The organism is Campylobacter sp. (genome assembly GCF_052169515.1).
Lineage (GTDB): Bacteria > Campylobacterota > Campylobacteria > Campylobacterales > Campylobacteraceae > Campylobacter_A.
Genome location: NZ_JBQNCH010000013.1, coordinates 36,177 through 55,808, shown reverse-complemented (window position 1 = coordinate 55,808; position 19,632 = coordinate 36,177). Strand labels below are relative to the sequence as shown.

Annotated in this window: 16 protein-coding genes; 4 read left to right on the top strand and 12 right to left on the bottom strand. The window is 38.0% G+C overall.

What is annotated here, in order from left to right:
- Positions 1 to 37: 37 nt before the first annotated feature.
- Genes ACTTKV_RS06140 through yajC form a run of 11 tightly spaced genes read right to left on the bottom strand, consistent with a single transcriptional unit; the run spans position 38 to position 13,335 of the window.
- Positions 38 to 706 carry an endonuclease III domain-containing protein gene (locus ACTTKV_RS06140; RefSeq protein WP_442549732.1) on the bottom strand — a complete coding sequence of 223 codons (669 nt, stop codon included), beginning with the start codon at positions 704 to 706 and terminating at the stop codon, positions 38 to 40.
- Complete coding sequence (locus ACTTKV_RS06135) at positions 703 to 1,467, bottom strand: ATP-binding protein (RefSeq protein ID WP_442549731.1); 765 nt, start codon at positions 1,465 to 1,467, stop codon at positions 703 to 705. Before ACTTKV_RS06135 ends, ACTTKV_RS06140 begins: the two co-directional genes overlap by 4 nt.
- Positions 1,464 to 4,409: a transcription-repair coupling factor gene (gene mfd, locus ACTTKV_RS06130; protein ID WP_442549730.1), complete on the bottom strand. Its 2,946-nt coding sequence runs from the start codon at positions 4,407 to 4,409 to the stop codon at positions 1,464 to 1,466. The genes ACTTKV_RS06135 and mfd overlap by 4 nt, the downstream gene beginning before the upstream one ends.
- A complete protein-coding gene (locus ACTTKV_RS06125) occupies positions 4,390 to 5,592 on the bottom strand; it encodes a Mur ligase family protein (protein ID WP_442549729.1) in 1,203 nt (400 codons plus the stop codon). The genes mfd and ACTTKV_RS06125 overlap by 20 nt, the downstream gene beginning before the upstream one ends.
- Positions 5,589 to 7,163, bottom strand: coding sequence for a GGDEF domain-containing protein (locus ACTTKV_RS06120; RefSeq protein ID WP_442549728.1), 1,575 nt, complete (start codon positions 7,161 to 7,163; stop codon positions 5,589 to 5,591). Before ACTTKV_RS06120 ends, ACTTKV_RS06125 begins: the two co-directional genes overlap by 4 nt.
- A complete protein-coding gene (lptE, locus tag ACTTKV_RS06115; RefSeq protein ID WP_442549727.1) occupies positions 7,144 to 7,683 on the bottom strand; it encodes an LPS assembly lipoprotein LptE in 540 nt (179 codons plus the stop codon). Before lptE ends, ACTTKV_RS06120 begins: the two co-directional genes overlap by 20 nt.
- A 3-nt stretch (positions 7,684 to 7,686) precedes the next feature.
- A complete protein-coding gene (gene leuS / locus ACTTKV_RS06110) occupies positions 7,687 to 10,152 on the bottom strand; it encodes a leucine--tRNA ligase (RefSeq protein WP_442549726.1) in 2,466 nt (821 codons plus the stop codon).
- A gap of 8 nt (positions 10,153 to 10,160) precedes the next feature.
- Positions 10,161 to 10,499, bottom strand: a complete 339-nt coding sequence (locus tag ACTTKV_RS06105) for a DUF6394 family protein (RefSeq protein ID WP_103582613.1) — start codon at positions 10,497 to 10,499, stop codon at positions 10,161 to 10,163.
- Between the two features lie 9 nt (positions 10,500 to 10,508).
- Complete coding sequence (secF, locus tag ACTTKV_RS06100) at positions 10,509 to 11,480, bottom strand: protein translocase subunit SecF (protein WP_442549725.1); 972 nt, start codon at positions 11,478 to 11,480, stop codon at positions 10,509 to 10,511.
- 2 nt (positions 11,481 to 11,482) lie between these two features.
- Complete coding sequence (gene secD, locus ACTTKV_RS06095; protein WP_442549724.1) at positions 11,483 to 13,063, bottom strand: protein translocase subunit SecD; 1,581 nt, start codon at positions 13,061 to 13,063, stop codon at positions 11,483 to 11,485.
- Entirely contained in the window at positions 13,063 to 13,335 is a 273-nt protein-coding gene (yajC, locus tag ACTTKV_RS06090) for a preprotein translocase subunit YajC (RefSeq protein WP_442549723.1), read from the bottom strand. Before yajC ends, secD begins: the two co-directional genes overlap by 1 nt.
- Between yajC and ACTTKV_RS06085 the strand changes: the two genes are divergently transcribed.
- Positions 13,311 to 14,603, top strand: a complete 1,293-nt coding sequence (locus tag ACTTKV_RS06085; protein WP_442549722.1) for an apolipoprotein N-acyltransferase — start codon at positions 13,311 to 13,313, stop codon at positions 14,601 to 14,603. The genes yajC and ACTTKV_RS06085 overlap by 25 nt on opposite strands.
- 49 nt (positions 14,604 to 14,652) lie before the next feature.
- On the opposite strand, the gene metK is transcribed toward ACTTKV_RS06085, so the two are convergent.
- A complete protein-coding gene (gene metK / locus ACTTKV_RS06080) occupies positions 14,653 to 15,858 on the bottom strand; it encodes a methionine adenosyltransferase (RefSeq protein ID WP_442549721.1) in 1,206 nt (401 codons plus the stop codon).
- 138 nt (positions 15,859 to 15,996) lie between these two features.
- Between metK and sstT the strand changes: the two genes are divergently transcribed.
- From sstT to ACTTKV_RS06065, 3 genes are all read left to right on the top strand, one after another.
- A complete protein-coding gene (sstT, locus tag ACTTKV_RS06075) occupies positions 15,997 to 17,364 on the top strand; it encodes a serine/threonine transporter SstT (RefSeq protein WP_442549720.1) in 1,368 nt (455 codons plus the stop codon).
- 88 nt (positions 17,365 to 17,452) lie between these two features.
- Positions 17,453 to 19,183 (top strand): M3 family oligoendopeptidase, encoded by a 1,731-nt coding sequence (locus ACTTKV_RS06070; protein WP_442549719.1) that lies wholly within the window; start codon positions 17,453 to 17,455, stop codon positions 19,181 to 19,183.
- On the top strand, positions 19,177 to 19,626 hold the full coding sequence (locus ACTTKV_RS06065; RefSeq protein ID WP_442549718.1) for a hypothetical protein: 450 nt from the start codon (positions 19,177 to 19,179) through the stop codon (positions 19,624 to 19,626). Before ACTTKV_RS06070 ends, ACTTKV_RS06065 begins: the two co-directional genes overlap by 7 nt.
- Positions 19,627 to 19,632: the final 6 nt, after the last annotated feature.

Sequence of the window (19,632 nt, the reverse complement as noted above, 5' to 3'; positions counted from 1 at the left end):
AAAAGTCCTAATTTATGCCAAATTTAATATAAAAATTTCAATTTTTAATACTATTGAGTACTTTTTGCCCGTCTTCGCTTAGAAATTTGCCTTTGAAATTTTCTTTGCAGAACTCCAAAACAAGAGCATGATAGAGCTTTAAAATTTCAACTTCATCAAATTTTGAGCTATCAAGAAATTTATAAATTTCATCATAATCAAGCGAGCTAAGCCACTCGGCTGCCTCGTCGTAGCACTCGAAATTATAGTCAAAATACGCCATTATCCTAAGCGCATAAGCATCAACGACCATATACGGCCTACCGCAAGCGTATGCCAGTATCGCATCACAAGTCTCAGCCCCAACACCTTTTACGTTTATTAGCCACTCGCGACTGGCATTTTCTTTAAAATTTTCAAAATCGCCAAACTCGTTTTTTATGGCTAGACAAAGCGTTTTTAGCCGTTTGGCCTTTGTGTTATAAAAGCCACTTGGCTTTATGAGCGTGGCAAGCTCGCTGTTTTCAAGTGCACAAATAGCGTCTAGACTATCTTTGCCAGCATTTTTTAGGTTATTTAGTGCTTTTTCTACGTTTTTCCAATTCGTATTTTGCACCAAGATAGCTCCCAAAATAACCTCAAAAGTGCCATCACCTGGCCATTTTAGCTCATCCAAATTTCTGCTTTTGTGATTAAATAAGGTTAAAAATAGATCGGTTGATGTCATTTGAAATTTTCTTTAAATGTGAGATAAAACTGCTTTGCCGTCCTGCCGCTCCTGCTAGCTCTAAGAGTGGCGAAATTTTTAGCAAGACCGTGAAGTATTTCCCTATCTCCAGAGTACTCTTTAAAGTAAAAATCAACCATTTTTAGGTACTCATCGTAGTTACCCTGATAAAAACTAATCCAAAGACCAAAGCGGTCTGAAAGAGAAATTTTCTCCTGAGCTGCGTCACTGTAATGTATTTCGCCGTCCACTAACTGTGAGTTTTCATTTTCGCTTTTAAACTCACTTATTAGATGGCGACGATTTGACGTGGCATATAAAAGCACGTTTTTAGGTGGTTTTTGGATAGAGCCGTCCATTATAGGTTTTAGAAATTTATACTCATTGCTGCCATTTTCAAAGCTTAGATCATCGCAAAAAATGATAAATTTAAACTCACTTTTTCTAATCTCGTCGATGATGTCGCCAAGGTATTTTAGATCTTCACATCCAAGCTCGATTATGCGAAGTCCGGCTTTATAAAATTTAGTAAAAACAGCCCTTACAAGACTTGACTTGCCACATCCTCTCTCACCCCAAAGAAGCACGTGGTTCGCATCCTTGTCTTCTATAAAATTTAGAGTATTTTTTAGTAAAATTTCTTTTTGTTTCTCCAGCCCATAAAGTGAGTCGATATCAACAAAATCAATATCATCAACTGGTTTTAGCATGCCTTTTGTATTTCTGTAAATCGCTGCATACTTTACGCCCCAATCTATCACTTCTTATCCTTTCTTAGATAGACCAGAATTTCAGCCAATACATCGTCATCATCCTTGCTACGTGACTTTAGCCTGATCTTTTCATCATCATTTTTTGTTATTAGTATGTTTTGTTCGCTGTTTGAGATCGTTTTTATGCCGGCTTTTAGAGCTAAAATTTTGATGATAATGACGTCTAAAAACTGCTTTGTAAACGTATCTATCTTGCCAAATCTATCCTCAAGCTCACTTTGTATCTCATAGACCTCGCCCACTTCTTTGCACTTGCTAAGACGCCTGTAAATTTCAAGCCTGAGCCTATCTTCTCTTATAAATTCTTGATTTAAAAAGGCGCTTACGCTAAGCTTTAGATCGATCTTGTCAAGCTTTGCGGAGTCTTGATTTAGTAGCTTGTTGATCTCATCTTCTAGCATTTTTAGATATAGCGAATAGCCGATAGCCTCGATGTGGCCGCTTTGTGCCTCGCCTATGATGTTACCACCTCCCCTTATCTCAAGGTCGTGATAGGCTAACACCGAGCCAGCGCCCAAAAATGAGTTGCCTTCAAGTGCAACAAGACGTTTTAGAGCGTCTTTGCTAATGGCGTTTTTGTCTTCCACCAAAAAGTAGCAGTAGGCCTGCTTGTCGCTTCTGCCAACTCGTCCACGCAGCTGGTGTAGGTCAGCCATACCAAATTTATTGGCATTTTCTACGATTATGGTGTTTGCATTTGGCAAATGAATGCCACTTTCAACGATACTGGTGCAAAGCAACAAGTCATACTCGCCCCGCTCAAATTTCATCATCTCATCTTCAGTAACTTTCGCATTTACCTTTGAATGCAGTATCAAGATCCTAAGCTTTGGCAAAATTTTTCTTAGATCATTTGCTGTCTGCTCAATGTCTGCGATGTGATTGTGAATGTAAAAAGTCTGCCCACCACGTCTTAGCTCACGCATGATCGCCTCTTTGACGACCTTTTCGTCCCACTCTCTCACGCTTGTTCTAACATCCAGCCTTGAGCTTGGCGGAGTGGCTAAAATACTATATGTTTTTATCTTGCTAAGCGCCATATTTAGGCTTCTTGGTATCGGCGTGGCACTCATACTTAAGATGTGTGAATTTTGAGAAATTTCTTTTAACTGCTCTTTTTGCTTAACGCCAAATTTATGCTCTTCATCAACCACTATAAGCCCTAAATTCTCAGCCTTTACACCAAGAAGCGCATGCGTTCCCACGCAAACTATCGGCTCATTTTCTTTTAGTGCTTTTTGCAAGCTCGACTTCTCTTTGGCACTTGAGAAGCGATCCAGCCTAAAGACCTTTATGCCAAATTTGCTAAATCTTTGGCTTAGCGTCTTGTAGTGCTGCGAGCTAAGAAGCGTTGTTGGCACAAAGAAGAAGGCGCTAAAGCCTGATTTTATGCAGGTAAATATAGCATTCATCGCAACTTCAGTCTTACCAAAGCCAACGTCTCCGCTAAGCAGCCTATCCATCACCTTTCCACTTTTTAGCTCATCCCTTATATCATTTACCGCTTTTTGCTGATCACTCGTATATGAAAAGCCAGCGTCTTGGACAAAATTTAGATAAGAGATGTCTTCTTTTTGCAAAATTTTACCAGCCACGAGCTCTCTTTTTGCCGCCATTGCTACGATCTTTGAAGCGATCGCAAAGAGTTTTTCTCTAACCTTTTCTTTTATCTTGGCAAAATTTGCCTTGCCTAAGCGGTCCAGCACCGCCATAGAGCCATTTTGTGCGATGTAGCGGTCTATTAGATTTAGATGCTCTACTGGCAAAAGAAGCTTGTCGTCATTTTGATAAGCAATGACCACAAATTCCTTCGTAGCACCCAAAACTTTGATCTTTTCAAGTCCTAGAAATTTACCTATACCATAGTCTTCATGCACGACGTAATCATTTACTTTTAGCTCGTCTACCACGAGACTTGAGCGTTTAACTCGTCTTTTTTTCTCAAATTTATTTAGTGAAACGACTATCTTGTCACTTGAAGTTATATTTACCACAAGCGGCGAAATTTCAAGCTTTACATTTGTAAAGCTATCAAGCTCATAACCTTTAAAAAGCCCCTCATTTCTTGAAAGAACAGTTATGCTTTTGCTCTTATTTAACTCAAAAAAGTCAAAATTTAGAGTGACCTCGATGTCTTTATAAACCTTTGGCTCAGGCAAAATTTCAATACCCTTAAATTTATCCTCTGCTGCGTCATAAATTTCAAAATCGATCTTTTTAACAAGCCTTGAATCAAACTCTTTTAGATAGTCACTAAAGCTATCGATCGCCCAAAATCCAAGCGAATTTAGGTCGCTCACCAAGGCATCACTTTGCATATCCTCGATCTTTTGGCTGACCTTTTCAAACTCATCTTTGCTCAAATTTGCGATAAACGGCACGATCTCGGCCTCGCTTAGTTCAGTTTTGTCACTTATCTGTGTGGCGGTATTGTAGTTTCTTATGCTCTCAATCTCATCACCAAAAAGCAAAATCCTAACAGGATCGTCCATGTTTACACCGTAAATGTCGATCACTTCGCCACGGACGCTAAACTCACCAACGCTCTCAACGATATCTACACACTCATAGCCAAAGCGTATGAGCAGGTCGGCAAATTCGTTTAAGTTTATATTATCTTTTAACTTAACCGTGGAGCTCTCTAAATTTTTTTGCGTTGGAAGTGGGTTTAAAAGCGTGCTAAATGGACTAATGATAATCTTTTTGCCATCAAATTTATAGTACTTGCTAAGAACCGATGAAATTTCAAAAAGCTCTTCATTAAAGCTTCTTAAATCATCGCCCTTTTTGGCTCTAAAATCAGGCAACTTAAAGGCACTAAAACCAGTAAAACTAGCCGCATCAGCACAAAGAGCTGCCTCCTTCTCATCTTCGCAGATGAGAATTTGTGGAGAATTTGCTAAAAGATACTCATAAACCTTTGCTTGCATAATACTCTTTTAAAAAGGCTTCAGCCAAGTGAAATGAGCCAAAAGCTAGATAAATTTTGCCGTTTTTTGCCTCTTTTATCTCGTTCATATCGCTTGATTCAAACTCTTTATGTGAAATTTCAAGCTCGTTTAGAGCTTTATTAATAAGTTCTCCGCCAAGCTCCCTGCCATCGCAGTGGTAGTGATAGAGTAAAACATCATTAATAACTGGCTTAAGTGCTGTCAAAACAGCTTTAAAATCTTTATCTAAAAATGAGTTATAGACTAAAGTTAGCTTTTTACCGCCAAACTCTTTTGAGCTAAATTTATTTGCCACAGCCTTTGCGCCAAGCTCGTTGTGACCAACATCTACGTATAAATTTGAAGCAATCTTTTCACATCTGCCTCGAAGCGTGAGAGCACCAAGCTTTTTTATGTCTATTTTGTTATCTAAAATTTTAGCAGCAGCGTAGGCTAGAGTTAAATTTGAGCGTAAAAATTCCGGCAAGTTATATTTGTCAGCGTACCTTGCTATCTCATCTAAATTTTCAGCAGTTAAGATTTCTCTTGGAAAGCTTAAAACTGCTTTTTTCTCGCTTGAAATTTCTTTTGCGATAGCGATACTTATCTCGTTCATTTCGTCATTTAAAATAGCTCTTGTACCCATAGCCTCAAACTTCGTGCGTGAAATTTCTTCTAAGCTATTTCCAAGAACTGCCGTGTGATCGAGCCCAATAGGCGTAAAAATGCTTAACTCTTTTTCAAAAACATTTGTCGCATCAAGCACACCACCCATACCAGCTTCGCAGACAAAGTAGTCGCAACCCTCAAAAAGCACAGCTGAAAGCAATGTCATATACTCAAAATAGCTCGTTTTTATCTTGTATTCATCGCTTAGAAGTCCTTGCAAGCGCTCGTGAGCTGCTTCTAAAATTTCATCACTAGCGACCTCACCATTTAGCCAAAATCGCTCGTTAAATTTAAATATATGCGGACTTGTGTAATGCCCTACTTTTGCACCATTTTGACTCAAAATTTGAGCCAAAAAGCGTCCAGTGCTACCTTTACCGTTTGTGCCTATTATATGAATAATCTTGAATGGCTTTATATGTTCTTTTATAGTCGCATACGCTCTAATAATCCTGCCATAATCGATCTCTTTATAGTAAAGTGGCTTGCCGTCAAGAAATTTAGATAGATTCATTTATCCTCGATTATCTTTGGCATTACTTGATTTCTGCCATTTTCTTTTGAGAGATAAAGCATCTTATCAGCAGCCTCAAGCGTCATTGTCTCACTTAAATTTGCACTTCTTGTCGCTATTCCAGAACTAATAGTAACCTTAATGCGCTCATTTTTATAGATAAATTTAAAATTTTCTATCATACTTCTTAGCTTATCTCCAAATTTAACGCTATCTTTTAAGCCAGTACTTGGAAGCAAGATTACAAATTCTTCACCGCCATATCTACCAACAAAATCAACCTTTCTAGCATTTTTCTTAAGCACTTGAGCTACTGCCGAGAGTATAACATCTCCAGCCTCATGACCATAAGTATCGTTTATTTTTTTGAAATAATCAATATCAACAAAGCAGATAGAATAATCGGTACCATAGCGTTTATATGCTTCTTCGATTCGTTGAATCTCATTCATCAAAGCACGCTTAGTAGATACTTTTGTCAAAAAGTCCTCTTTACTCTCAAGCTTAGCTTCCTCAAGCTCTTTTTCAAGACTGATCACTCTATTTTGGAGCTCTGAAATAGTAACTTGCCTATTGTGCATCTCTATGCCAAGCTCTTTACTCTCGATCTCCAAAGCGCTAGCGATCTCAATAAGCATACTTCTTACTTGATCGATACTGTTTGTGTTTAAATTTACATTTTTAAGATCATTTTTAATACTTTTTACTTTATCTGAACTACTTTGTGAACTAGCTGCAATATCAGAAATTCTCTCGCTTATATTTTGTAAGATATTATTTAGCGAACCAACTTTTTCAATTATTTCTGTTCTATCTTCTTCGATTCTACGATCAACAAATGCTTTTACTTTTTCTTGAAATTCTTTACTATTTAGGCTTTTAGGATTTTGCTTTAAAATGCCTCTTATCGAGCTTAATTCTTCAGCAAGCTCTCTTGTAATAGAAGGCTCAAGTGCAAAATTTAAAAGCTCAGCCAAAGCATATTCTTCACTATTTTCATCTTTTTGTGTAAGAAATTTCTCAAGCTCAGAACTCATGGTTTTTAGATCATCAAAATCTCTTACGCCATAATATTTTAAAAACTCCAAAAACTCAGTATCGTACGAGCTTATAAAGTCAAACCATTTCAAACAAATATCGTCAAGATTTTTCTCATCATATCTTCTAGCAAGCAGTTGCATACTTTGCTCTGCTAAGGTTTTTGCATCTTTATTGTGAAGCATTGAGATAGCTTGGAGAATTCTTCTAGCAAATGCGTTTAGTGATTTTAGCTTTTTATCATCAGTCGCAAGACCCATCCCTTGCTGAGCGCCCCTAGATAGCCTAGCAGTTATAAAAGCAACAAACTCATCAACCGTCTTTATATGAAGGCTTATGGCTTGATTTTTATATTCATCACCAAGTCTTGAGATATATTTTTCTATCTTTTTGCTCTCTTCTGTTGTAAAGCCATATTTTTTAGAAATTTCATTATAGACCTCAGTATAATTCTCAGGCGTTAGCATCAAATGGCGATCCTTGATCTCATTTAAGGCTTCCTTGACTATTTGACTAACGGTTACTGCTGCCATTTCTATATCCTTTTACCGCTAAATTTGCGATATACTCATCAAAGGCCTCTTTTGACGCCTCTTTGATAGCTTCGTATTTTTGAGTATCGCTAATGACACTATCTGCGTATCTTACGCTTTTTTGACGTCTTGCGACACTAAAGTCATATTCGCCAGTAGCTGGAATATCAACCACAGTACCATCTTTAAATCTTGTCTTATAGTTTAGTTTTAAAAATGCTTTATATGAGGTGATATAACCAAACTCATCATAAATTATTGCTTCGTAATTTAAATCTTTTACCGAAATAATTATCGAAGTATCAGCACTCTCTTTACTTGATAGATTTTTATTTAGCCTTGCGACCATACCCTCTTTTACAGCATCCTTTATCCAAACACTATTTTTTGGCTCTTCTTTACTGATAATCACATCAACGTAAATTTTATCGCCAACTAGATCATGTGTGATCTTTGATACTGGTTTATAGCCACACCCACAGATAAATATCGCTACAAAAAAAGCTAAAAAGTATCTCAAAATTTATCCTTTAATGACAAAATTTACTAATTTGCCTTTTATATAAATCTCTTTTAAAATTTCCTTACTCTCGAGCCATTTAGCCACGTTTTGTTTAGCTACGTTTAAAATTTCACTCTCGCTCTCGCTAGCCGCCACTTCAAACTCGGCTCTTTTCTTACCATTTACCGTTATAGCCAGGCTTATGCTATCTTTTACGAAGACCTCTTCTCTCATCTCAAGCTTTGTAAAATTTTTGCGGCCAAATAGCTCTTCGCTGAGCTCATTTGCGATATGTGGAACGATAGGCTCAAGTAAATTTAAGATAATGAAAAAGCCTTCAGCATTTACATCTTCGTTATCCTGAGCATTTATGGCATTTAGTGCCTCCATGCACGCAGCTATCAATGTGTTAAAAGCAAATGTATCGCCAAAAACCTCGGTTGATTTTTTAAGCGCTTCATAAATTTTTAGCCTTGCAAATTTCTCATCTTTGTTTAAATTTTCGTGATTTATGGCTGGGATTTTATCCATCTTTTTGATAGTTTGCGCTTTTTCCCAAAGCCTATTTAAAAACCTAAACGCACCTTCAACTGCACTGTCATTCCACTCAAGCTCTTTTTGAGGAGGAGCAGCAAATAGAATAAACAGTCTTGCCGTATCGGCGCCATATTTATTGATGATATCGTCAGGATCTACAACATTGCCCTTACTTTTACTCATCTTTTTGCCATCTTTTAAAACCATGCCTTGAGTTAGCAAATTTTCAAATGGTTCATCGTCTCTTAGATGGCCTAGATCTCTTAAGACCTTTTGGAAAAATCTAGCGTATAAAAGGTGCAAGATCGCATGTTCTATGCCGCCGATGTATTGATCTACATTCATCCAGTAGTTTACACTCTTTTCATCAAGCGCTTTTTGTTCCCACGTCTTCTCATCACTTGCAAATCTAGCAAAATACCAGCTACTCTCCACAAATGTATCCATCGTATCAGTCTCTCTGATCGCGTCTTTGCCGCATTTTGGACACTTTTTAAATTTCCAAGTTGGGTGTTTGTCAAGTGGGTTGCCCTCGCCTGTGATTTCAACATCTTCTGGTAGCGCAATAGGCAAATTTTCCTCTTTTTCAGGCACTACGCCGCAGCATTTGCAGTGCACGACTGGTATTGGCGCACCCCAGTATCTTTGGCGAGAAATTCCCCAGTCTCTTAGTTTGTAGTTTGTGATCCTTTTACCTAACCCATCTTTTTCAAATTTTTCTATTATAAAGCTTTTAGCTTCCTCTGAGCCAAGACCATTAATCAGCTCAGAATTTATAGAAATTCCATACTCCGAATACGCCTTAGAGCCGTCACTCTCACCTTCAAGTGGCTTTACGACTGGTTTTATAGGTAGATTAAATTTAGTTGCAAACTCGAAGTCTCTTTGATCGTGCGCAGGAACAGCCATGATAGCGCCACTGCCGTAGTCAGCTAGGATGAAATTTGCAACCCAAACTGGGATCTTTTCATTTGTGAGCGGATGAACGACATAAATTCCTAAAAACTCTCCATCTTTTTCGCTCGCTTGACGCTCTCTTGGGCTTTGATTAAGTATGGCTTTTATCTTTGCCTTTTTATTTTCATCAAATTTGGCGTTTTCAAGTAGTGCTTTTACGATAGGATGCTCTGGCGCAAGGGCTGTGTAGCTAACGCCGTAAATCGTATCAGGCCTTGTTGTAAATACTTCAAAGCCATCAAATTTATCACCCAAAGTCTCTTTTGATGCCTCATCAAGGCTAAATTTAAACTCCAAGCCGTAGCTTCTACCGATCCAGTTTTCTTGCATTGTGATGACTTGATTTGGCCATTTACCTTCAAGCGTTTTTAGATCATCTAGTAGCTCGCTAGCGTATTTTGTGATGTTAAAGTAATATCCTGGAAGCTCTTTTTGCACTACTTCGTTGCCGCATCTCCAACATTTGCCGTCCTCTACTTGCTCGTTTGCAAGCACGGTTTGATCGTACTCGCACCAGTTTACTACGGCACTTTTTCTATAAACAAGTCCTTTCTCAAACATCTTTATAAAAAAGCTTTGCTCCCACTTTGTGTAAAGTGGGTCAGATGTGGCTAAAATTCTCTTTTTAGAAAACGAAAAGCCAAGGCTTGCTAACTCTTTTTTCATATAATCGATATTTTCATAAGTCCAAATTTTAGGGTGAATTTTATGTTTTATGGCTGCGTTTTCAGCTGGCATACCAAAGCTATCAAAGCCGATAGGATGAAGCACGTTGTAGCCGCTTTTTCTATATGACCTAGCCAGTGCATCGCCGATAGAGTAGTTTCTCACATGCCCCATATGTATGCGACCGCTTGGGTATGGAAACATACTTAGGATATATTTTTTTGGCAAGCTTAGGTCGTCTTTTGGCTCAAATTCTTCATTTTTGTCCCACATTTCTTGCCATTTTTTTTCTATCTTTAAAGGCTCATATTTTATCTTCTCAGCCATTTTTTCTCCTAAAATTCTTCTTGTGATTTACTTGACTCTATTAAAACCAAGGCTAGTGAAAATATATTTGCAATGACCGCACCAATGGCTAGCGAGTAGCTAAGGGTCATATTTTCAGAGACTTGCAATATAACAAAGGCTGGTATAAGGTGCAAGTCAGCAACCAGCGAGCTTGCAAAAAGCTCAGCTGAAAGTAAATTTTTAACGCCGATCTTAAGTAGCGTAGAAACTAAATTTATACTAGCTGCCACAAAAAGGGCAATCTCGTTTTTATCATATAAAAACTCCGCCGTGGTCGTAAGACTCATCAGCGCAAAAAATATGTAGATAACCTTTCCCCAGTTCATTATCCCTCCTTACACAACACCTTTTTCAAACATAGCGCGCTCTTTTTCGCGCTCTTTTCTGATCCTTTGCTTCTCGGTCTCTCTGGCTCTAAAATGCTCAATGCTAAATTTAAACCAGATAAGAAACGGCGAAGAGATGTAGATCGAGCTGATCGTTCCTATGATAATACCAACGATAAGGATAAATGAAAATCCATGTATCATATCTCCACCAAATAAAAATAGCACAAGAACCGTCATCATCGTAGTTGCAGAAGTTAGAATAGTCCTTGAAAGCGTAGCTGATACTGACTCATTTATAACGCCTTCAATATCAGTCCTCTTGCTCTCTTTGATGCCTTCTCTAATCCTATCAAAAATGATGATAGTATCATTTAGCGAGTAGCCAAGCACTGTTAAAACAGCTGCTAAAGTATCTAAATTTACATCTATATCAAATAACGAAATAGCACCAACGGTTATGATGATATCGTGAATTTCAGTTGCGATTGCAGCTAGCGCAAAACGCCACTCAAATCTAAATGTGATGTAAATTAACACACCAATTAGAGAAATTCCAAGAGCCATTAAACCCTTTTGTCTAAGCTCATCGCCAACCTTTGGACCAACTATATCAACGCGTCTTACTTCAAAATTTCCAGTGTCTTTTAAAATTTGCTTTATCTCAGCACCGATGTCGCCGGTTAAATTTGAGCTTGAGCCTGAAAATCTAATAACCACCTCATCATCATTTCCAAACTCAGTAACAGAGGCATTTTTCAAGACTTCGTTGACATTAAAAGCGTCACGAATTTTATCAAGTGGTGCCTTGGCATCATATCTTAGTTGAATTAGTGTACCACCAGAGAAATCGATGCCATAGTTTAGCCCCTTTGTCGCAAGTAAAACGATAGAGCCAACAAATAAAAACATAGAAAGTGCCAGTGAAGCAAATCTAAACCGCATAAAATCGTAAACTCTTGCTTTAGAAAAAATTTGCATCTCTAGCTCCTTTTATAACCAAACCAAAGTCTGGTATTTCCGCTTTTTTCTATCTTATCCATGACCGCGTCAAACATACCGTGAGTACCTAAAATAGCTGTTAGCATAGAAGCCATTATGCCTATCGCCATAGTTACCGCAAAGCCCTTAACTGGCCCAGTACCGTATGCGTAAAGCACCACAACTGTGATGATAGTCGTTAGGTTTGAGTCGATAATCGCGCTCATAGCATGCTCATATCCCTTTTGCACGGCTGTTCTTATCGCCGCTCCGTTACGCAAAAGCTCACGTATACGTTCATTTATGATGACGTTTGCATCGACAGCCATACCAATCGTTAAGACGATACCAGCCATACCTGGCAAAGTAAGTGTCGCTCCAAAAAGCGCCATGACAGCGACTAATATAACGACGTCTGCAACTAGTGCGATATTTGCAAAAACGCCAGAAATTCCGTAGTAAACTAGCATAAATAGCACAACCAAAACCGATCCAGCAGCAAGAGCTATCATGCTTTGATTGATACTCTCTTGCCCTAAAGATGGGCCAACACTTCTTTTTTCTAGCATCTTAACAGGTGCTAAAAGTGCACCGCTTCTAAGAGCGATCGCCACGTCGTGAGCCTCATCAAGCGTAAAGCCACCACTTATCTGGCCGCTACCGCCACCTATTCTTTCGTTAATAACTGGAGCTGAATAAACCTTACCATCAAGCACGATAGCAAGTCTTTTGCCGACATTTGCACCGGTAAAATCACCAAAAATTCTAGCACCTTCTGAATTTAGTGTGAAATTTATGATCGGTAGGTTATTTTGCTGAGAAAATGCGACTTTTGCATCAGTTAGCATCGAGCCATCAAGCACAGGAATATTTTTAACGACATATTTTACACGGTCGTTTTTAGCGTCTTTGTAGATCACGTCGCCGTAGCTTTCTGCCTCAGCCTCACTCATAGTGTTTGCCTGATCTTGCCTCTTATCATCAACTGCCATAAGTTGCAAGTGAGCAGCTTTTGCGATGAGATCTCTTGCTCTTTGCTCATCCTCTTCGGTCTTTATGCCAGGAAGTTCGACTAAGATATTATCTTTGCCTTGTCTTGCAACGGTTGGCTCAGCTAAGCCAAACTGATCAAGCCTGTTTCTAATAGTCTCAACGGCTTGTGAGATCGCATACTCGATCGTGTCGAGTTTCTCTTGCTCGCTTAGCGTAATATGATAATTTAGTCCATCTTTTTTAATCTCAAGACCTTTTATCTCAGCCAAAGCCTTATCTACTTTTGGAGCCTCATCACCATCAAGTAGGGTAAAATCTATACTCTCTTCTTTGATCTTAAATTTATTAATGAGCACATCTTCTTTTTTAGCGTAGTAATTTATACTTCCAGCAATTGACTTGATCTTAGAGTGAATAGCCTCGTCAGTCTCAACGCCAAGAAGCATATGAAGACCACCTTGAAGGTCAAGTCCTAGCGAAATTTTAGCTCCGCTTTGAGTCTGAAAAAAAGATGGCACAGAAAAGCCAAAACCAAAAACTAAGGCCAATAATAAAATAATCAGCCTATATGTAACTCTTGCGTTACGCATTACTTATCTTCGATCTTTTTAGCTACAAACTCACGTGCTACACGAACAATTACATCATCGTTAAGTTTAACTTTGATAAAATCGTTTTCGGCCTTAATCACTTCGCATATAAGTCCGCCATTGGTTATTATCTTATCGCCTTTATCAAGAGCTGCAAGCATCGCTGCATGGGCTTTTTGTTGCTTTTGTTGAGGTCTAATAACCAAAAAGTAAAAAATAGCGAAAAGCACAACAAGGGGTAGTAGTGATGTTAAAAATTCTGCGTTTTGCATGGATTTCCTTATTTGTAAGATTTTTAAAGGGACATTTTAGCACTAAAATTATAATAAAAGCCTTTGTTGGTGCTTTTTTGCTAGCTAATTTCATTTTTTTAAGTTTCTTTGAAAACTCGCTCTTAAATTTCATCTCACCGTTTTTAACTTTGACTGGAATTTACATCATCATAAATTTAAACAGGGCTGGATTTTTTGCAGCTGGATTTTTCACTGGAATTTTGTGGTTTTACTGGATTAGCTTTAGCTTTATCTACTACGATCTCGTCTGGCTCATACCATTTATAATCCTCTTTGTAGCTCTTGTTTATGGGCTTATGTTTTGGGTGGCATCATTTCCTAGCTTTGTAGCACTTAGGGCGATTTTATTATTTTTAGTAGGTTATATTCACCCTTTTGGTTTTAACTGGTTTAATCTTGAAGCAACGCTTGTTTTAGGGCCTTTTGAGCCAAGTACGAGAGGGCTTATATTTATATTTTTGGCAGCCATCTCTTTAAGTCTAAATAATAAATTTTTAAAATTTGGCCTAGCTTTTGTCTGCCTAATCGCTGCTTTACAATTTAAAAGTAGCGAGGCAAAAACTCTACCATTTGAAGTGGAGCTAATAAATACAGATGTTGCTCAAAGGGTACGCTGGGATAAGAATTTACGTATGGAATTTACAAATGAAAATTTAGACATGATAAGTAGCGCCATAGCTGGGCAAAAACGCCTTATCGTACTGCCAGAGAGCGCGTTTCCACTATTTATGACAAATGAGCCATTGCTTGTTGATGAACTAAAAGAGCTTTCAAAAAAGATAACTATCGTAGCTGGCGCACTTGCCTATGAAAATAAGCAAATTTATAACTCTGCATTTTTGTTTCAAGATGGTAATCTTAGGCGAATGGATAAGAAATTTTTAGTGCCATTTGGGGAAGAAATTCCTCTACCAAATTTCATGCAAGATGCGGTAAATAAGCTATTTTTTGGCGGAGCTAGTGACTTTAAAAAGGCTGAAAATTTTAGCGACTATGAGATAGACGGAGTTAAAATTAGAAACGCTATCTGCTATGAGGCGACAAAAGAGGAGCTTTATAAGGGCAAATTTGACGTGGTTGTAGCTATCACAAATAACGGCTGGTTTGCGCCAAGTAGCGAACCTGTGCTTCAAAGACTATTAATAAAACACCTTGCCACAAAATACAATAAAGTCGTTTATCACAGCGTAAATGGCTCAAAAAGCGAGATCATAAAACCTAAAAAAGCATTTTGGAGTAAGTTCTAAGAGAGCTTAGAATTTAAAGTGGCTTTTATATAAAGCCACTTTGATATGATTATTTTTTTAGTAAAGCCTTGAAGGTATCAACCGCATCAAGCTTTTCCCAAGGGTATTTTGCATTTCCCACTTGACCTTTTGCAGCTACTTTTGCGTATAAAAAGGTCTCTTTGCTTGGCTTGTCAAGACCAAATTTGTTTGTTATCCAGCGAGGAGTTAGAGAAAAATGCTCACTTACAAAATTTGAAAGCATATCGTCATTTATGCTGTTTGCGTGAGTTCCCATGGTATCAACACTAACTGAAGTTGGCTTTGCAACGCCGATTGCGTAGCTTATCTGAACGATACATTTTTTAGCAAGGCCAGCTGCGACGATATTTTTAGCTATCCAACGCGCTGCGTAAAGTCCGCTGCGATCAACCTTTGTGTAGTCCTTACTTGACTGAGCACCACCACCTATCGGGCTATACCCTCCAAAGCTATCAACAATGAGCTTTCTGCCTGTTAGGCCGCTATCATGAAGTGAGCTGTGGTTTACATATCTGCCTGTTGGGTTTATATAGATGATCGTTTTTTCTTTATTATATAGCTCTTTTGGAAGGCCAGTTTCGTCTATTAAATTTTGAATCAAAGCGCGAAGCTCTTCTATCTTCATGCTCTCCGTGCAAGGTGCAGAGACGACGATAGTGTGGATGCTTTGAGGTTTGCAGTTTTCAAAATTATCTTTACTGCCATAGTCAATCGTAACTTGCGTTTTTATATCAACACCAAGTTTATCAGGGTTTGCTTTTGCAAATTTATAGACTTTATCGCAAAGCATTCTTGCGTAAGTTATGGCTGCTGGCATAAATTCTTTCGCTTCGCAGCTTGCAAAGCCAAACATGATACCTTGATCCCCTGCCCCGATCTCACCGCTACTTTGATCAACACCTTGATTTATATCTGGGCTTTGTTGATTTAAGCAGACCTTGACCTCAATATCATCTGGATGCAAGCACTGCTCTTTTGTAAAATTACTCTTCCCATCATATCCAATGTGTGCAAGAGCGTCTTTTACGATCTTTTCGTAATCTTTAAAAGAGAGTTTTACTTTTGAGTTTATCTCTCCGCCTATTACTATGTTTTTCCCAGCTACAAAAACTTCACTTGCAACACGGCCATTTGGATCTTGCGTTAAAATGGTATCAACAATGCTATCAGCAATTATATCAGCACATTTATCTGGATGACCTGGACTTACAACTTCGGAAGTAAATAGATACATTTTCATCCTTTTTCTTGACTAAATTTTTGTGCAATTGTAACTAATCTTTATAAAAAGCGAATTAATCTATCTAAATTTCTTTATATTTAAAAATTGTTTAGCTAAAATCAGCAAAAAATTAATTTATTAAGGTTTCAAATGAATATGTTTAAAAACATTGCAAGAAGATACGCCGATGGAAATTTGATCGTTCAAATTTTAGTTGGTATCATTCTAGGTGCCATGATTGGCTTTTACACACACTACCAAGCAGCTCCATATAGCGAGGTCTCAGCTAAAATTCAGACGATCCAAAAAGAGAGCAGTTTAAGCGTAGACGAAGTTATAAAAACTCGCCTTAGTCAAGATGAAGTCAAACAGTTAAACGAAGCCAAAGAAAAAGCCAGTTCAGCTGATTCTATAGCGGCTTCAGCTTCAGTTTTAGGCGATCTGTTTAAAGGCGCGCTAAAAGCCATCGCTCCTATACTTGTTTTTGTTCTAGTTGCAACCTCTATTATTATAAAAGATTTTGGCCATGCAAAAGGTATGCAAAAGATCATTACTCTCTATCTTGTCGGTACGTTTTTAGCAGCCGTTGTGGCAGTTGTTGCTAGTTTCTTGTTCCCAGTGGAGCTTTCTTTAAAAGGCCTACAAAGTGCTGATATGTCAGCGCCTCAGGGAATTACCAATGTTTTAAAAGATCTTATTTATAAAATGGTTGAAAACCCAATAAACGCTTTAGCTAATGGTAACTATATAGGTATCATCACTTGGGCAGTTGGTAGTGGTATAGCACTTAGAAACTCCACAGCCGAGACCAAAAAAGTCTTTAAAGATATAAGTGATGGCGTAACTCATATTGTTAAATTTATCATTAGACTAGCTCCATTTGGCATTTTTGGCATGGTAGCTATTAGCATTCATGAAACTGGATTTGAGGTACTTGCAGGATATCTTAAACTCATCTTGGTTCTTGTTGGAGCAATGCTTGTTGTCGCATTTATCATCTATCCAGCAATGGTTTTTATATTAACTAGAAAAAATCCTTATCCACTTGTCATGATCTGCTTAAAAGAGAGTGCTATTTCAGCATTTTTTACAAGAAGTTCAGCTGCAAATATTCCTGTAAATATGGCACTTTGCAAAAAACTTGGGTTAAAAGAAGAGCTATACTCTATCTCAATCCCACTAGGAGCTACTATAAACATGGGTGGTGCAGCAGTTACGATCAGTATTCTAGCGCTCACAGCGGTAAATTCTATCCCATCTATAACAGTCACATTTGGTGACGCACTGCTTCTTTGCTTTATCTCAGCTCTTGGTGCATGCGGCGCTTCGGGCGTGGCTGGTGGCTCGCTACTTTTAGTGCCACTAGCATGCGGGCTTTTTGGCATAAATAACGACATAGCAATGCAGTTTGTTACAGTTGGCTTTACCATTGGTGTTATCCAAGACTCAGTTGAAACTGCGTTAAATAGCTCATCTGATGTACTTTTTACAGCAGTAGCTTCAGAAACTTCAAACTAATATTCATAAAATTTCAGCTAAATTTTGGCTGAAATTTTACTTTTATCCATTTTTTTGTAAAATATCCCAAAAATTATAAAGGAAATTTATGCAGGTTTGGGATTTAAAAGTACTATTTGCAAACGAAAAAGAGTGCGAACAAAACGCTCGAAATTTACAAAAAGAGTGTGAAAAATTTAAAGAAAAATATTTAGAAAAATATGACAATTTAAAAACAGATGAGTTTTTAAAGGCATTTGGCGAATATGAAAGCTTGATAGCTAAAATTTCAAAAACCATGACTTACGCTTTTTTAAATTTTGCTAAAGATACAAGCAAGGGCGCATTTTATGCAAAGATCGACGAGATCGCAACAAAAGCAAATGAAAATTTGATATTTTTTGAGATCAAATTTAATGAGCTTAGCCCTAAAAAACAAGAAGAGATCATCAAAAGCTCCAAAAAATATGGCTACTATCTAAGCAATCTTGCCAAAGCAAAACCGCACCAGCTAAGCGTCGCCGAAGAAAGAGTATTACTTCGCACTGCAAGCACCGGAGCTGAGGGATTTTCGAGGCTTTTTGATGAGAGCATGAGCAAGATGAGGTTTAAATTTAAAGGCGAGCTTTTAAGCGAAGAGGAAATTTTAGCCAAGCTTCATGATAACGATCAAAGCGTGCGAAAACTAGCTGCCAAAAGCCTTTCAAACGAGCTTAGTAAGCACCAGCACCTTCTTGGCTACATATATAATATGATAAAAACTGATCTAAAAACGAGCTGCGAGCTTAGAAATTTTAAGCTACCAGAAGAGCCAAGACACCTTGAAAATCAAATCACCAAAAAAAGTGTCGATTCGCTAATCGCTGTAACTGAGAAAAATTTTGACCTAGTTTGTAAATTTTACGAGCGAAAAAGAGAAATTTTAGGCCTTAAAAGGCTTTATGACTACGACAGATACGCACCTCTTAGCAGTGAAGGAGAATATAAATTTGATGATTGTAAAAAGATAGTTTTAAAAGCATTTTCAAATTTCTCAAACAAATTTGGCGAGATTGCTAAAAGTGCCTTTAGTGACGGCTGGATCGACGTTTATCCAGCGCCAAACAAGCGAGGCGGTGCGTTTTCTCACTCAGGTTCAAGTGACACACACCCTTATGTTTTGCTAAATCACACAAATCAACGAAGAGACCTTTTCACACTTGCTCACGAGCTTGGCCATGCCGTGCATCAAAAGCTCTCATATAACGTAAGCTACTTAAACTCAGATACGCCACTAACCACGGCTGAGACGGCTTCAGTCTTTTGCGAGATGTTAGTTTTTGATCACATAAAAGACGGTCTTAGCAAAAAAGAGAAAATTTCACTGCTTGCCGGCAAGATCGAGGATATATTTGCCACGCTTTACCGCCAGATAAATTTCACCACATTTGAGCGAGCTGTGCACGCACATGAGGGCGAGATCAGCCTAGATGATCTAAATAAAATTTGGCTTCAAGAGAGCAAAAAAATGTTTGGTAAAAGTGTAACGCTAAATGACTACTACAAAATTTGGTGGAGCTACATCCCGCACTTCATCCACACGCCGTTTTACTGCTACGCCTACTCTTACGCGCAGCTTCTAGTGCTTGCACTTTTTGGACTTTATAAAAGCGGCAAATGCAAAAATTTTGTAGAAATTTACACCGAGTTTTTAAGTCTTGGCGGCAGTCTTAGCCCAAGGGAGCTTGTTGGTAAATTTGGCTTTGACATAGATGATAAAAATTTCTGGCAGATAGGCATAAATGAAGTTAAAAAGCTAGTAGATGAATTTTTAGAAATTTCAAAAGGAATAAAATGTTAGATGAAATTTTAGATGATGAGAAATTTGCACTTTTGATGAAGATGCACGTTTATGAATGCATTGATTTTTTGCTTGAAAAAGGGGTAAATTTCTCAGTTGTGGCAAATTTGCCGCTAGTTAGCTTTGAGCCTAGCTTGCCAGATGAGATAAGCAAGAGCTTTAGCATGCCAGTCATTATGTTCTCACTTGGTGGATATACGCTTGAGAGTACGAAACTAACGCAAGATGAGCTTAGCTTTGAGGCTGGCTTTGGTAGTGAAAATTTCGCCTCTGTGGTCTCTTTTCCACTTGGTGGTATTGTTCAAATTTTGGTTGAAAATAGTCCAATACTTGTAAATTTTTCTATTCACAAACCAAAAGAAAAACAAGCAGATCTTGCCAAAAAATCGGCTTCTGTTTTTTTACAAAATCCAAAAAATAAAGATATATTTAAGAAAAAATAGTAGTTT